14 protein-coding genes are annotated in these 15,428 nt (G+C 53.6%); 6 read left to right on the forward strand and 8 right to left on the reverse strand.

Annotated elements, in window-relative coordinates:
- The first annotated feature begins 14 nt into the window (after nucleotides 1-14).
- The 5 genes from AC0LWE_RS17655 (at nucleotide 15) to folA (ending at nucleotide 3,925) form a co-directional block, all read left to right on the forward strand.
- Nucleotides 15-503 carry a toxin-antitoxin system YwqK family antitoxin gene (locus AC0LWE_RS17655; RefSeq protein WP_219347069.1) on the forward strand — a complete coding sequence of 163 codons (489 nt, stop codon included), beginning with the start codon at nucleotides 15-17 and terminating at the stop codon, nucleotides 501-503.
- A 101-nt stretch (nucleotides 504-604) separates the two neighbouring features.
- Nucleotides 605-838: a YgdI/YgdR family lipoprotein gene (locus tag AC0LWE_RS17660; RefSeq protein WP_012016003.1), complete on the forward strand. Its 234-nt coding sequence runs from the start codon at nucleotides 605-607 to the stop codon at nucleotides 836-838.
- A gap of 104 nt (nucleotides 839-942) precedes the next feature.
- Nucleotides 943-1,473 (forward strand): glutathione-regulated potassium-efflux system oxidoreductase KefF, encoded by a 531-nt coding sequence (gene kefF / locus AC0LWE_RS17665; protein ID WP_219347068.1) that lies wholly within the window; start codon nucleotides 943-945, stop codon nucleotides 1,471-1,473.
- Complete coding sequence (kefC, locus tag AC0LWE_RS17670; RefSeq protein WP_059180153.1) at nucleotides 1,466-3,331, forward strand: glutathione-regulated potassium-efflux system protein KefC; 1,866 nt, start codon at nucleotides 1,466-1,468, stop codon at nucleotides 3,329-3,331. The genes kefF and kefC overlap by 8 nt, the downstream gene beginning before the upstream one ends.
- Before the next feature lie 114 nt (nucleotides 3,332-3,445).
- Complete coding sequence (gene folA / locus AC0LWE_RS17675; RefSeq protein WP_059180152.1) at nucleotides 3,446-3,925, forward strand: type 3 dihydrofolate reductase; 480 nt, start codon at nucleotides 3,446-3,448, stop codon at nucleotides 3,923-3,925.
- 41 nt (nucleotides 3,926-3,966) lie between these two features.
- Here the strand turns inward: folA and apaH are convergent, their stop codons facing one another.
- Genes apaH through lptD form a run of 6 tightly spaced genes read right to left on the reverse strand, consistent with a single transcriptional unit; the run spans nucleotide 3,967 to nucleotide 10,689 of the window.
- Nucleotides 3,967-4,815, reverse strand: a complete 849-nt coding sequence (apaH, locus tag AC0LWE_RS17680; RefSeq protein ID WP_059180151.1) for a bis(5'-nucleosyl)-tetraphosphatase (symmetrical) ApaH — start codon at nucleotides 4,813-4,815, stop codon at nucleotides 3,967-3,969.
- 3 nt (nucleotides 4,816-4,818) lie between these two features.
- On the reverse strand, nucleotides 4,819-5,196 hold the full coding sequence (gene apaG / locus AC0LWE_RS17685) for a Co2+/Mg2+ efflux protein ApaG (RefSeq protein WP_059180150.1): 378 nt from the start codon (nucleotides 5,194-5,196) through the stop codon (nucleotides 4,819-4,821).
- Between the two features lie 3 nt (nucleotides 5,197-5,199).
- Nucleotides 5,200-6,021, reverse strand: coding sequence for a 16S rRNA (adenine(1518)-N(6)/adenine(1519)-N(6))-dimethyltransferase RsmA (gene rsmA, locus AC0LWE_RS17690; protein WP_012016009.1), 822 nt, complete (start codon nucleotides 6,019-6,021; stop codon nucleotides 5,200-5,202).
- Complete coding sequence (gene pdxA, locus AC0LWE_RS17695; protein WP_202668171.1) at nucleotides 6,018-7,004, reverse strand: 4-hydroxythreonine-4-phosphate dehydrogenase PdxA; 987 nt, start codon at nucleotides 7,002-7,004, stop codon at nucleotides 6,018-6,020. Before pdxA ends, rsmA begins: the two co-directional genes overlap by 4 nt.
- On the reverse strand, nucleotides 7,004-8,290 hold the full coding sequence (gene surA, locus AC0LWE_RS17700) for a peptidylprolyl isomerase SurA (RefSeq protein ID WP_202668172.1): 1,287 nt from the start codon (nucleotides 8,288-8,290) through the stop codon (nucleotides 7,004-7,006). The genes pdxA and surA overlap by 1 nt, the downstream gene beginning before the upstream one ends.
- A gap of 53 nt (nucleotides 8,291-8,343) precedes the next feature.
- Nucleotides 8,344-10,689 carry an LPS assembly protein LptD gene (lptD, locus tag AC0LWE_RS17705; protein WP_202694403.1) on the reverse strand — a complete coding sequence of 782 codons (2,346 nt, stop codon included), beginning with the start codon at nucleotides 10,687-10,689 and terminating at the stop codon, nucleotides 8,344-8,346.
- A 240-nt stretch (nucleotides 10,690-10,929) separates the two neighbouring features.
- On the opposite strand from lptD, the gene djlA reads away from it, so the two are divergent.
- Entirely contained in the window at nucleotides 10,930-11,751 is an 822-nt protein-coding gene (djlA, locus tag AC0LWE_RS17710; RefSeq protein ID WP_012016013.1) for a co-chaperone DjlA, read from the forward strand.
- Between the two features lie 32 nt (nucleotides 11,752-11,783).
- On the opposite strand, the gene rluA is transcribed toward djlA, so the two are convergent.
- Together rluA and rapA are read right to left on the reverse strand one after the other, a co-directional pair.
- Nucleotides 11,784-12,443: a bifunctional tRNA pseudouridine(32) synthase/23S rRNA pseudouridine(746) synthase RluA gene (rluA, locus tag AC0LWE_RS17715; RefSeq protein ID WP_131487382.1), complete on the reverse strand. Its 660-nt coding sequence runs from the start codon at nucleotides 12,441-12,443 to the stop codon at nucleotides 11,784-11,786.
- 12 nt (nucleotides 12,444-12,455) lie between these two features.
- The gene (rapA, locus tag AC0LWE_RS17720) at nucleotides 12,456-15,362 is read right to left on the reverse strand and encodes an RNA polymerase-associated protein RapA (RefSeq protein WP_219347067.1); all 2,907 of its coding nucleotides are present in this window, start codon (nucleotides 15,360-15,362) and stop codon (nucleotides 12,456-12,458) included.
- Nucleotides 15,363-15,428 lie beyond the last annotated feature (66 nt).

Below are 15,428 nucleotides of genomic sequence, written 5' to 3' on the forward strand. Positions count from 1 at the left end.
AAAAGGAGTGTGTCGTGAAACGTTCACTTGTCGTGATATCTCTGGTTTCTCTGCTGTCTGGCTGTGCGGGTTTTGCCTCTTCAGTGACCAACACGATTGATGGCATGGGCATGACGCCTGATTATGCTAAAGGGCTGCAGGACGATCTTCAGCCGCAGAAAAAGCTCACCACGCCAGTCATCAACGTGGCGGAAACCGTGCCGGAAGGGAAACTGATTGAGAAATATGACAACGGCGGCAAGAAGTTTGAGACCGTGGTGAAGAACCGTTGCTTCAATGAATACATTGATATTTACTATCCGAACGGCACGTTAAGAACGCATACCCCGCTGGTGAACTGTAAGGCAGCAGGGCTTTCTCAGGGCTATACCCAGGAGGGAAAACTGCGCACCACTATTACCTTCAAGGATAGCGTCGCGAACGGCGAAGCGAAAACCTACGATGCGAACGGCAAGGTTTTACAAACAGTTATCTATAAAGACGGTTTTCCGCAGAAACGTTAAGGCGCGGCTTCAGAGTGTTCTGCATTTTTCCTGGCGGTCGGATATTGCCGCTAAAGTGTAGGGTCAGAAGGTAAGAAATGACGTTCAACAGGGAGAACACCATGAAAAACAAACTTTTGCTGACATCCATTTTTGCAGCCGCAGCGCTCTTTACCGTAGCCGGTTGTTCATCGAATCAAGCGGTGAAAACGACCGACGGCAAAACGATTGTCACCGATGGTAAACCGCAGGTTGATGACGACACCGGACTGGTGTCCTACGAAAATGCGGAAACCGGCAAAACCGAGCAGATTAACCGCGACCAGGTGAAATCGATGGGCGAACTGAAAAACTAAGTCAGTTTTATCCATTTGCCTCGTCAATAATATTCACTATTAGCCTGTTGAATTACTGACTACACTCTTTTGTTAAAAGAGGCAGTAAAACAACAGGCTAATTGATGATCTTAATTATTTATGCGCACCCTTATCCGCGTCATTCGCACGCCAATAAGCGGATGCTTGACCAGGTAAAAGCGCTCGATGGCGTAGAAATACGCTCTCTTTACGAACTCTATCCCGATTTTAATATCGATATCGCCGCCGAGCAGGAGGCGATTTCGCGTGCCGATCTGATCGTCTGGCAACATCCAATGCAATGGTACAGCACGCCCGCGCTGCTGAAATTGTGGATCGACAAAGTCTTCTCCCACGGCTGGGCGTATGGGCATAACGGCCAAGCATTGAAAGGCAAAAGTGTGCTCTGGGCTGTCACCACGGGCGGTGGCGAAGCGCATTTTGATATTGGCTCTCATCCTGGTTTCGACGTACTGGCGCAACCGCTCCAGGCGACCGCGCTTTACTGCGGGCTGAAATGGCTCCCTCCTTTTGCGATGCACTGCACGTTTGTCTGCGACGACGAAACGCTACAGGCTCAGGCGCGTCACTACAAACAACGCTTACTCGACTGGCAGGAGACGCACAATGGATAGCCATACGCTCATACAGGCGCTGATCTATTTGGGTGCGGCTGCTCTCATCGTGCCCGTTGCCGTGCGGCTCGGTTTAGGTTCCGTGCTCGGCTACTTGATTGCAGGCTGCATTATCGGTCCGTGGGGTTTCCGCCTGGTGACCGATGCCGAGTCGATTTTGCATTTCGCTGAAATCGGCGTGGTGCTGATGCTCTTCGTGATTGGTCTGGAGTTGGATCCCCGGCGTTTGTGGAAACTGCGCGCCTCGGTCTTTGGCGGTGGGGCGTTGCAGATGGTTGCCTGCGGTGCGTTGCTGGGCGGTTTTTGCATCTTATTGGGAATGGACTGGAAAGTTGCGGAGCTGATCGGCATGACGCTGGCGCTTTCGTCGACGGCCATTGCGATGCAGGCGATGAACGAGCGTAACCTGACGGTTTCCCAGATGGGGCGCAGCACTTTTTCTGTGTTGCTGTTCCAGGACATCGCGGCCATCCCGCTGGTGGCGATGATCCCGCTCCTGGCGGCAAGCGGTTCATCGACCACGCTGGGTGCCTTTGCGCTATCGGCGCTGAAAGTCGCGGGGGCATTGGCGCTGGTGATTTTGCTCGGGCGTTATGTGACGCGCCCGCTGCTGCGCTTTGTCGCGCGTTCCGGCCTGCGCGAAGTGTTCAGCGCCGTGGCCCTTTTCCTGGTGTTTGGCTTTGGCCTGCTTCTCGAAGAGGCGGGTTTATCCATGGCGATGGGGGCGTTCCTGGCAGGCGTTTTGCTGGCAAGCTCCGAATATCGTCATGCGCTGGAAAGCGATATCGAGCCTTTCAAAGGTTTGCTGTTGGGGCTGTTCTTCATCGGTGTCGGCATGTCTGTAGACTTTGGCACGCTGGTGACGCATCCGCTGCGGATCCTCATCCTGCTGGTCGGTTTCCTGGTCATTAAAATGGGGATGCTGTGGCTGATTGCTCGCCCACTGAACGTCCCGAACAGACAGCGCCGCTGGTTTGCCGTGCTGCTGGGGCAGGGAAGTGAGTTCGCATTCGTGGTCTTTGGCGCGGCGCAAATGGCAAACGTGCTGGATCCGGAATGGGCGAAAGCGTTGACCCTCGCCGTTGCGCTGTCGATGGCCGTGACGCCGATTCTGCTGGTGCTGCTAACTCGCCTCGAACAGTCGGGCAGCGAGCAGGAGCGCGAAGCGGATGAAATCGACGAAGAGCAACCGCGGGTGATCATTGCCGGGTTTGGTCGTTTTGGTCAGATCTCCGGTCGTTTGTTGCTCTCCAGCGGCGTAAAAATGGTGATTTTGGATCACGATCCTGACCATATCGAAACGCTGCGTAAATTCGGCATGAAAGTCTTTTACGGCGATGCCACGCGCGTCGATCTGCTTGAGTCTGCAGGTGCGGCAAAAGCGGAAGTGTTGATCAATGCGATTGACGATCCGCTCACCAACCTGCAGCTGGCAGAACTGGCGAAGGAACATTTCCCGAATCTGAAAATTATTTCGCGAGCCCGCGATGTCGATCATTACATCAAGCTGCGTCAGGCGGGCGTTGAAACGCCAGAGCGTGAGACGTTTGAGGGGGCGCTCAAAACCGGGCGCATGGCACTGGAAGGTTTAGGCCTGGGGGCATACGAAGCGCGGGAACGCGCCGATCTGTTCCGCCGTTTCAATCTGGATATGGTCGAAGAGATGGTGGAGATGGCAGACGGGGATGCTTCATCCCGCGCCGCGGCGGTAAAACGCACCAGCGCGATGCTGACGGAAATCATCAATGAGGACCGTAATCACCTGTCATTGACCCAGCGTCACGGCTGGCAGGGTACGGAAGAGGGCAAGCACACAGGCGATCCACGTGATGAGCCGGAGAGTAAACCGACGGTGTGACGTGGCTTTTCCAGCAATATTGAAAAATTTCCGCTTCTTTACTCTGGCTGTAGTCGACGAAAGATTAAGCTTTACGTATAGTGGCGGCAATTTTTTGCATCCGGGAAATTTTCAATGATCAGTCTGATTGCAGCGCTGGCGGTAGATCGCGTAATTGGTATGGAAAACGCCATGCCATGGAATCTCCCAGCCGATCTCGCGTGGTTTAAACGTACGACGTTAAACAAGCCGGTAGTGATGGGCCGCCTGACCTGGGAGTCAATTGGTCGTCCATTGCCGGGGCGTAAAAACATCGTGATCAGTAGCCAGCCTGGTACTGACGATCGTGTTGAGTGGGTTAAGTCTGTCGATGACGCGATTGCGGCCTGTGGCGACGCCGACGAAATTATGGTGATTGGCGGGGGGCGTGTGTACGAGCAGTTCTTGCCAAAAGCGCAGAAGCTGTATTTGACGCACATTGATGCGGAAGTGGAAGGGGATACCCATTTCCCGGACTACGATCCGGATGAGTGGGAATCCGTGTTCAGCGAATTCCACGATGCTGATGCGCAGAACTCACACAGCTATTGCTTCGAAGTTCTGGAACGTCGCTAAAATTGGTCTCCCTCTCCTGCTCGGGAGAGGGAACTTGTCCGTCAGGAGGCGACCGCCTCACCTTCTCCTAAATCCAGTTGCCGATTCGACGGCTGAATAAAGTAGGCTTTGTCTTCCCAACGCAGACAGGTCATATCCCCACCCCAGCAGCAACCCGTATCCAGCGCGTAGATATTCTCTGGCGTGCCTTTACCTTCGAGCGATGCCCAATGGCCAAACACCACGCTGTATTCATTGGTGACGGGACCCGGAATCGCAAACCACGGCTTGAGCGGTGAAGGGGCGTTTTCCGGCGTGTCTTTACAGTACATATCCAGTTGCCCGTTCGGGAAGCAGTAGCGCATCCGCGTGAAGGCGTTGGTCACGAACCGCAGACGTGCCACACCGCTTAACTCAGGACTCCAGTTATTCGGCATATCGCCATACATCGCATCCAGGAAAAACGGGTACGAGTCACTCGCCAGCACCGCTTCTACATCGCGTGCACACTCTTTTGCCGTTTGCAGATCCCATTGCGGCGTGATCCCGGCGTGGGCCATGACCAGCTTTTTCTCTTCGTCAATCTGTAACAAAGGCTGTCGACGCAGCCAGTTGATCAGCTCGTCAGCATCGGGAGCTTCAAGCAGCGGCGTAATGCGATCTTTGGGTTTATTGCGGCTGATCCCGGCAAAAACAGCCAGCAGATGCAGATCGTGATTGCCCAACACCAGGCGCACGCTGTCGCCCAGTGATTTGACAAATCGGAGCACGTCCAGCGAGCCAGGGCCACGCGCGACGAGATCGCCCGTCAGCCAGAGGGTGTCTTGTCCTGGTGTAAAATCCACCTGCTTTAACAGCGCGATCAGTTCATCGTAGCAACCGTGAACATCGCCAATGAGATATGTAGACATGTTTTAATGGATAAATGTAGGAACAGCGAGGCGGAAAACAGGGACCGCAACACGGAACGTATTGCCGTCGACATCAACCATTTCATAATGGCCCTGCATGGTACCCATCGGTGTTTCAATAACGGCACCGCTGGTGTATTGAAACTCTTCGCCAGGGGCGATGTGGGGCTGTTCGCCCACCACACCTTCACCCTGGACTTCGATTTCGCGGCCATTGCCGTTGGTGATAAGCCAGTAACGCCCGAGCAGTTGCACAGGCATCCGCCCCAGATTGCGAATGGTTACGGTGTAAGCAAAAACAAAACGTTCATCGTCCGGCGTGGACTGCGATTCGATATAGACGCTTTGTACCTGAACACATACGCGGGGCGAATCGATCATGGCTTAGCTCTCCTTTGGCGGCGCGTTATCGCTAATGTAATTCGCTAACTTACAGTACTGCTCAACGGAAATATTTTCCGCACGCATGGCCGGGTCGATACCTAATTCAGTCAACACGTCCACGGTAAAGGTATTACCGAGGCTGTTGCGAATCGTTTTACGGCGCTGGTTAAACGCTTCTGTGGTGATGCGACTCAGCACGCGTAGCTCTTTGACCGGATGCGGCATGACAGCGTGTGGAACCAGGCGCACAACTGCAGATTCCACTTTCGGCGCTGGCGTAAAGGCCGTTGGCGGCACTTCCAGCACGGGAATGATCTGGCAATAATATTGCGCCATCACGCTTAATCGACCATACGCTTTACTGTTTGGCCCTGCAACCAGTCGGTTGACGACCTCTTTTTGCAGCATGAAGTGCATGTCAGCAATGGCATCAGTATAGCTAAACAGATGGAACATCAGCGGCGTGGAGATGTTATACGGCAGGTTACCGAACACACGCAGCGGCTGACCCAGTTTCTCCGACAGCTCGGCAAAGTTCATGGTCATGGCGTCTTGCTGATAAATGGTCAGCTTTGGCCCCAGGAACGGATGCGTTTTCAGACGTGCAGCCAGATCGCGATCCAGTTCGATAACGGTCATTTCGTCGAGACGTTCGCCTACGGGCTCAGTCAGGGCTGCAAGGCCTGGACCGATCTCGACCATCGCCTGGCCTTTTTGTGGATTGATGGCTGACACGATGCTTTCGATAACGAACTGATCGTTAAGGAAGTTTTGCCCGAAGCGTTTGCGGGCTAAGTGGCCCTGATGGACTCTAGTATTCATTGAGTATTAATAATCATTTTGATGGCGAGATTAAGCGCCGTAATAAAACTGCCGACATCCGCTTTGCCTTTTCCTGCCAAATCCAGCGCAGTACCGTGGTCAACGGACGTTCGAATAAAAGGTAAGCCGAGTGTGATATTCACTGCACGGCCAAATCCCTGGTATTTTAGCACGGGCAGGCCCTGATCGTGGTACATCGCGAGCACAGCATCCGCACTATCAAGATATTTAGGCTGAAAAAGGGTATCCGCTGGCAGCGGCCCGCTCAGATTCATCCCTTTCGCGCGCATCTCATTCAGCACCGGAATGATCGTATCGATCTCTTCCGTACCCATATGCCCGCCTTCGCCCGCATGTGGATTGAGGCCGCAGACCAGTACGTGCGGATCCGCAATACCAAATTTGGTGCGCAGATCGTGATGCAAAATCGTAATGATTTCACGCAGTAGTGCCGGCGTAATGGCGTCGGAGATAGCTTTGAGCGGCAAATGCGTTGTTGCCAGTGCAACGCGCAGCTCTTCCGTTGCCAACATCATGACCACGTTATCGCTGTGCGAGCGCTCTTCGAAGAATTCGGTGTGCCCGGTGAAGGGAACGCCTGCGTCGTTAATGACACCTTTATGAACCGGACCAGTAATCAGCGCCGCAAATTCGCCATTCAAACACCCATCACAGGCGCGAGCGAGCGTCTCCACAACGTAATGACCATTATCGGTGCTAAGAACGCCGGGCGTAGCAGGTTTGCGAAGCGAAACCGGGAGAAGCGTTAATGTGCCTTGCTGCTGCGGAACAGGTGGCTTGTCGGCGTGATAGGTCAAGAGCCTTAAAGGCAGACCGAGCATAGTTGCCCGGTCTTGTAATAGTGTTGCGTCTGCGCAGACCACCAGCTCAACCGGCCAGCTACGCTGCGCAAGCTGGACGACGAGTTCAGGACCAATCCCGGCGGGTTCACCGGGAGTGATGACAACACGCTGTGGTTGCATTAGTTGCTCAGTACTTTTACGTATGCGCTGGCGCGTTGTTCCTGCATCCAGGTTGCCGCTTCTTCAGAGAATTTGCGGTTGAACAGCATACGGTAAGCTCTGTCTTTCTGCGCTGCGTCGGTTTTATCCACGTTGCGCGTATCCAGCAGTTCAATCAAATGCCAGCCGAAAGTCGAGTGGACCGGTGTGCTCATCTGGCCTTTGTTCAGCTTCATAAGCGCATCACGGAAAGCCGGATCGTAGATATCTGCCGCTGCCCAGCCAAGATCACCGCCCTGGTTAGCAGAACCCGGATCCTGAGAAAACTCTTTTGCCGCGTTAGCGAATGAGGTTTTTCCGCTCTTGATATCAGCCGCAATCTGCTCCAGCTTCACGCGAGCCTGATCGTCCGTCATGATTGGAGAAGGTTTCAGCAGAATATGACGAGCATGCACTTCCGTTACGGAGATGTTCTGACTCTGACCACGCATGTCGTTCACTTTAAGAATGTGGAAACCCACACCTGAACGAATCGGACCCACGATGTCGCCTTTCTTCGCCGTGCTCAGCGCCTGGCCAAAAATAGAAGGCAGTTCCTGAATTCGACCCCAACCCATCTGGCCGCCTTTCAGCGCCTGCTGGTCAGCAGAATAGGTAATCGCGAGTTTACCGAAGTCACCGCCGTTACGCGCCTGTTCAACGATAGAACGCGCCTGGCTTTCAGCTTCAGCGGCCTGATCGGACGTTGGGTTTTCCGGCAGTGGAATCAGGATGTGGCTCAGGTTCAGCTCGGTGCTGGCATCATTCTGATTACCCACCTGCTTCGCCAGCTGATCCACTTCCTGCGGCAGAATGGTGACGCGGCGACGCACTTCGTTATTGCGTACTTCTGAGATCAGCATCTCTTTACGGATCTGATTGCGGTAAGTCGCATAGCTGATGCCGTCATAGGCCAGACGGCTGCGCATCTGATCTAACGTCATATTGTTCTGTTTAGAAATGTTAGCAATCGCCTGATCGAGCTGCTCGTCAGTGACTTTCACGCCCATTTTCTGGCCCATCTGCAACATGATTTGATCCATGATCAAACGTTCCAGGATCTGATGACGCAGCGTGGCGTCATCGGGAAGTTGCTGGCCTGCCTGGCCCGAGTTGAGCTTCACAGATTGCATCATACCATTCACGTCGCTTTCAAGGACTACACCGTTATTTACAACGGCGGCGACTTTATCAACAACCTGTGGCGCGGCGAAGCTGGTATTCGCAACCATGGCGATACCGAGCAGCAGCGTTTTCCAGTTCTTCATACTTTTTCCATTTCAATTAACCGCAAAGCGGATTACGTTGTAAATCAAGCACATTACAAGGAACTACGATACGGCAGAATGTTCGAACGCAGCATCTGCTGAGTACCCAGACCGTAGTTGGAACTCAGGCCGCGCAACTCGATATTAAAGCCAATCACGTTATCGTATTTGCTCTGATTGTTGCTGGTATCCCAGCCGTTAAGTTTACGCTCGTAACCGACGCGAATGGCATAACAGCAGGAGTTATATTGCAAACCTAACATCTGGTCAGCTGCCTTGCTGGTATTGGTATCGAAGTAGTACGCTCCCACGACAGACCAGCGATCGGCGATTGGCCAGCTTGCAGAGCCACCCACCTGAGAAATACCTTCTTTATACTGCTGAGCAGTAAAGTTCGGCAATGTCGCCTGGATATATTCCGGGCTGGCATAACGGTAGGTTAACTGCACCAAACGATCTTCATCACGACGATATTCAAGGGAAGTACTGCTCGTCGAGACATTATTCAGGCGCGTATCGTATTGCACCCCACCGCGAAGACCCCAACGATCGGTCATGCGCCAGTAAGTGTCACCCGCCCAAACCAGCGAACCGGTTTTGTTGTCTTTTTCCCAGTTGATATCATCATCACCGGTGCGCGACTCGGTGAAGTAGTAGATTTGACCCACAGAAACGTTAAAACGTTCAACGGCAGCATCATCATATACGCGGGTGGTGACGCCAGAGGTCAACTGGTTTGCTGATGCGATACGGTCGAGACCACCATAGGTACGGTCGCGGAACAGGCCGCTGTAATCCGATTGCAGGAAGGCAGAGTCGTAGTTATTGATGTTGCTTTGATCGCGATAAGGCACATACAAATACTGCATACGCGGTTCCAGCGTTTGGGTATAACCGCTCGCCAGATTCATATCACGTTCGAAAATCAGTTTCCCGTCCATTTTGAATTGCGGCAAGGTACGGTTTACGGATTCTTCCAGATCTGCGTTATTAGTGTTGTTGTAATTATCGAGATTCTTTTGCTGGTAATGCGTTGCCATCAGCTTGGCTTCGGTATCCAGACTCGCCCAATCGTTTGACCACGGCAGATTTATTACCGGCTCAATGTGTAAACGCGTGGCTTCCGGCATATCTGAATTGGTATTAACAAAATGCACGGCCTGACCGTAGATGCGGGTATCGAACGGGCCAACGTCATTTTGATACCAGTTAACGTCCAGCTGTGGTTCTGCACCGTAGGTGCTCCGCGTCTGGTTGCTAAAGACCTGGAACTGTTTGGACGATACCGTGGCGTTGAAGTTTTGAATTGCATAGCCTGCGCTGAATTTCTGCGTCGCATAGCCATCGGTACTGGAACCGTACTTAGAGGTAAAGTCGTTAAAGTAGTTTGGATCGCTGACTTTGGTGTAATTGACGTTGAAGCGCCACACCTGATCCATGACGCCAGCATGTTGCCAGTAGTACAACCAACGGTGGCGATCGCCCTCAGTAGGGTGTTCATCTTCATAAACTTTATCTGAAGGCAGATAATCCAGCTCCATCAGACCTGCACCAGCTTGGGTCAGGTAGCGGAACTCATTTTCCCACATAATATTGCCGCGCTTGTGAATATAGTGCGGCGTAATCGTGGCGTCCATATTGGGCGCAATGTTCCAGTAATACGGCAGATAGAACTCAAAATAGTTCGTGGTGCTGTATTTGGCATTCGGGATCAAAAAGCCCGAGCGGCGCTTATCGCCGATCGGTAACTGTAAATAAGGGCTATAGAAAACGGGCACGGGGCCCAGTTTAAAGCGCGCATTCCAGATTTCAGCGACCTGTTCTTCTCGGTCGTGAATCACTTCGCTTCCCACCACACTCCAGGTATTTGAGCCAGGAAGACAAGAGGTGAAAGAGCCGTTTTCCAGAATGGTATAGCGGTTCTCACCGCGCTGTTTCATAAGGTCCGCGTTACCGCGCCCTTGACGGCCCACCATCTGGTAATCACCTTCCCAGACGTTAGTATCTTTTGTATTCAGGTTTGACCAGGCTTTCGGACCTTTCAGGATGACCTGATTGTCGTCATAGTGCACATTGCCCAGTGCATCGACCGTGCGTACCGGAGCAGCCGCGCCTTCGGGCTGCTTCTGATGAAGTTGAACTTCATCTGCCTGCAAACGGCTGTTGCCTTGATTAATGTCGACATTGCCCGTAAACGTGGCGTTATCAGGGTAATTACCCTTCGCATGGTCGGCAGTAATCGTGACAGGCAAGCTGTTCGTATCGCCCTGCACCAGCGGGCGATCGTAGCTTGGGACGCCCAGCATACACTGCGAGGCGAGATCGGCGGCTAGCCCCTGTTGGCTATACAGGGCCGCACCAATCATGGTGGCCAGGAGGGTGGGGATACGTTTTTTCATACGTTGTATTTAGTGTTCCATCATCAGTGGCGTTACGCTGGCAAACGGTCAGAGACTATCTTACTCATCAGCGCAGTACCAGCGTTAATCCTGCCCGTTTGCGAGTCAGAGTGTTAGGCTCGCTATCGAATGGCGAGTATGATAATGCAAATTATAGGCGATGTCCCTCAATTGACCGTGGCTCGACCACTGAGATAATGAAGTTGAGTCGGACCAGGAACATGACCGTACGGGGAGTATATGCAGTATTGGGGTAAAATAATTGGCGTCGCATTCGCATTATTGATGGGCGCAGGGTTTTGGGGCGTCTTACTGGGCCTGATTATCGGGCATATGTTTGATAAAGCACGCAGTCGCAAGATTGCGATGTTTGCCAACCAGCGTGAGCGTCAGGCGCTGTTTTTCGCCACCACTTTTGAGGTGATGGGGCACTTAACCAAATCGAAGGGGCGGGTTACAGAAGCAGACATTCAGATCGCTAGCGTATTCATGGATCGAATGAGTCTGCACGGTGAATCTCGTGTGGCGGCGCAAAACGCCTTTCGCATCGGTAAAGCGGATAATTACCCGCTGCGCGAGAAAATGCGTCAGTTCCGTAGCGTCTGCTTCGGACGGTTTGATTTGATTAGGATGTTTCTGGAAATCCAGATTCAGGCGGCGTTCGCCGACGGTTCGCTGCATCCGAACGAACGAGACGTACTGTACGTGATTGCTGAAGAGCTGGGTATTTCCCGTATGCAGTTCGATCAGTTCTTGCGCATGATGCAGGGCGGCGCGCAGTTTGGCGGTGGCTATCAGCAACAGCAGCAATCCGCGGGTGGCGGCTGGCAACAGGCGCAGCGTGGTCCAACGCTGGAAGACGCCTGTAACGTTTTAGGTGTTAAACCGACTGACGATGCGACCACCATAAAGCGCGCCTATCGCAAGCAGATGAGCGAGCATCACCCGGATAAACTGGTTGCTAAAGGGTTACCACCGGAAATGATGGAGATGGCGAAGCAGAAAGCGCAGGAAATTCAGAAAGCGTACGAGCTGATTAAAGAGCAGAAAGGCTTTAAATAATGCGGTGTCTGCCCGGCAAAACCGGGCGGACATTAAAAGTCGGCAGGCGTTTTAAACGTCATCGACGTGCCAAACGCCGGATGGGTAATGGTCAGCCTCTCAGCATGCAGCTGCAAACGCGGCGCCATTGCCAGCGCTTCCGGTGTCGCGTAAAAGCGATCCCCCAGAATCGGATGACCTAGCGCCTGCATGTGCACACGCAGTTGATGCGAACGTCCCGTAATCGGTTTGAGCAAAATGCGCGCGGTGTTATCCGGCGCATACTCCAACACTTCATACTCCGTCTGCGCGGCTTTGCCGGTCTCAAAGCACACTTTTTGCTTTGGTCGGTTCGGCCAGTCACAGATCAGGGGTAAATCTACCAGCCCTTCCGCTTTTTCCGGATGTCCCCAGATTCGCGCGATGTACTGTTTCTTTGGCTCGCGTTCGCGGAACTGACGCTTCAGTTCGCGCTCGGCGGCTTTGTTCAGAGCCACGACAATCACACCGCTGGTCGCCATATCCAGACGATGCACAGATTCTGCCTGCGGATAATCGCGCTGTACGCGGGTCATCACGCTGTCTTTGTGCTCCTCCAGACGGCCTGGCACGGACAACAACCCGCTCGGTTTGTTGACCACCATAATATGCTCATCCTGATACAGAATGACCAACCAGGGGTCCATTGGCGGATTGTAGGTCTCCATGATCATGTCGCGCTCCGTTTATTGATGCGTCACAACGATCAGACGCAGCGCGTCCAGTCGCCAGCTCGCCTGATCCAGGCTTTCGAGCACCTGCTGACGGTTGCTTTCGATAGCAGCCAGTTCGTCGTCACGGATGTTCGGGTTCACGGCTCTTAACGCTTCCAGACGAGAAAGTTCTGCCGAGAGTTTTTCATCGGCTTCGCGACGTGCGGAATCGATGAGCGCTCGCGCGGCTTTCTCAATTTGAGCTTCGCCCTGCTGCAATATGGCGTGGACGTCCTGTTGAACGGCATTCACCAGCTTGCTGCCCGTATGACGATTCACCGCGCTGAGCTGACGGTTAAAGCTCTCAAACTCCACCTGAGCCGCCAGATTGGTGCCATTTTTGTCCAGCATCAGGCGTACCGGTGTCGCAGGCAGGAAGCGGTTAAGTTGCAGCTGTTTTGGTGCCTGTGCTTCAACGACATAGATCAGTTCAAGCAGCAGCGTACCTACCGGCAGGGCTTTGTTTTTCAGCAGCGAAATGGTGCTGCTCCCGGTATCACCGGACAAAATCAGATCCAGGCCGTTACGAATCAGCGGATGTTCCCAGGTAATGAACTGCGCATCTTCACGAGAAAGTGCCACGTCACGCTCAAAGGTGATGGTGCAACCATCTTCCGGCAGGCCTGGGAAATCAGGCACCAGCATGTGATCGGACGGCGTCAGAACAATCATGTTTTCGCCACGGTCGTCCTGGTTAATCCCCACGATATCAAACAGGTTCATCGCGAAGCTGATCAGGCTGGTATCGTCATCTTGTTCTTCAATGCTTTCTGCCAGGGCTTGTGCTTTCTCGCCGCCGTTGGAGTGGATCTCCAGCAGACGGTCACGACCCTGCTCCAACTGAATTTTCAGCGCATCGTGTTTTTCGCGACAGGTTTTAATCAGATCGTCAAAGCCGTCGGTATTTTCCGGCGATGCCAGATAGCCAATCAAATCACTGTGCACCTGATCGTAAATGGTGCGTCCGGTCGGGCAGGTATGTTCAAACGCATCCAGCCCTTCGTGGAACCAACGCACCAGCACGGACTGCGCGGTATTTTCCAGGTACGGGACGTGGATTTGAATATCATGCGCCTGGCCAATACGGTCCAGACGGCCAATACGCTGTTCCAGCAGATCCGGGTTAAACGGCAGATCGAACATCACCAGTTTGCTGGCGAACTGGAAGTTACGGCCTTCTGAACCGATTTCGGAACACAGCAGTACCTGCGCGCCGCTGTCTTCTTCGCCAAACCATGCCGCCGCGCGGTCACGTTCGATGATAGACATCCCTTCGTGGAACACCGCCGCGCGAATACCTTCTCGCTCGCGCAGGACCTGTTCCAGCTGTAGCGCGGTGGCTGCTTTGGCGCAAATCACGAGCACTTTCTGCGAACGATGCGCGGTCAAATAGCCCATCAGCCATTCAACGCGTGGATCGAAGTTCCACCAGGTTCCGGTATCGCCTTCAAACTCCTGATAAATCTGCTCCGGATACAGCATATCGCGAGCGCGTTCTTCAGCACTTTTACGCGCACCCATAATTCCAGAAACTTTAATCGCCGTCTGATATTGCGTCGGCAGGGGCAGTTTGATGGTGTGCAGTTCGCGTTTCGGGAAACCTTTGACACCATTACGGGTGTTACGGAACAGCACGCGGCTGGTGCCGTGGCGGTCCATCAGCATGGAAACCAGTTCCTGACGCGCGGCTTCAGCGCCGTCACGATCGCTGTTGGCCGTCTGCAAAAGCGGCTCAATATCCTGTTCACCAATCAAATCGCTCAACGTATTAAGCTCATCGTTGGAAAGATGTTTGCCAGCCAGCAGCAGGGCGACCGCATCGGCCACCGGACGGTAATTCTGCTGTTCTTCAACAAACACGTCAAAATCGTGGAAACGGTTGGGATCGAGCAGGCGCAAGCGCGCGAAATGGCTTTCCAGTCCCAGCTGTTCTGGCGTTGCCGTCAGAAGCAGAATACCAGGGACGCGTTCCGCCAGTTGTTCAATCGCCATGTACTCGCGGCTTGGGGCGTTTTCGCTCCAGACCAGATGGTGCGCTTCATCGACGACCAGCAGATCCCACTCAGCATCGCAAAGATGCTCAAGGCGCTGCTTGCTGCGACGCACAAAGTCCAGGGAGCAAATCACCAGTTGTTCGGTTTCGAACGGGTTCTCAGCGTCGTGCTGGGCTTCGGCATAACGCTCGTCATCGAACAGGGAAAAACGCAGGTTAAAGCGGCGCAGCATTTCGACCAGCCACTGGTGTTGCAGGGTTTCAGGCACCACGATCAGCACACGTTCCGCGGCACCAGATAGCAACTGTTGGTGCAAAATCATGCCCGCTTCGATGGTTTTACCCAAGCCTACTTCATCCGCCAGCAGCACGCGCGGCGCGTGACGACGCCCTACGTCGTGAGCGATGTTGAGCTGATGCGGAATCAGACTGGTGCGCTGTCCACGCAGGCCGCTCCACGGCATGCGGTACTGTTCGCTCTGGAACTTGCGTGCGCGATAGCGCAGTGCGAAGCGGTCCATACGGTCAATCTGGCCGGCGAACAGGCGATCCTGAGGCTTGCTGAACACCAGACGGCTATCGAGCATTACTTCGCGCAGCATGACGTCTGCTTCATCGGTGTCTAAACGCGTTCCGATATAGGCGAGCAGCCCGTTTTCTTCTTTTACGTCTTCAATCTTCAGCTGCCAGTCTTCATGGCTGGTGACGGTGTCGCCCGGATTAAACATGACACGGGTAACAGGGGAGTCATTGCGTGCATACAGACGGTTTTCACCGGTTGCAGGGAACATAATAGTGACCATTCGCGCATCCAGCGCCACTACCGTTCCTAATCCGAGTTCGCTTTCTGTATCGCTGATCCAGCGTTGACCAAGTGTAAAAGGCATAGTTGTTCGGCTCTAATCTTTAATTGCAGGCAATAGTTCAACCGCCGTCGCAGAATGACGGCCATC

The organism is Lelliottia sp. RD5 (genome assembly GCF_056032945.1).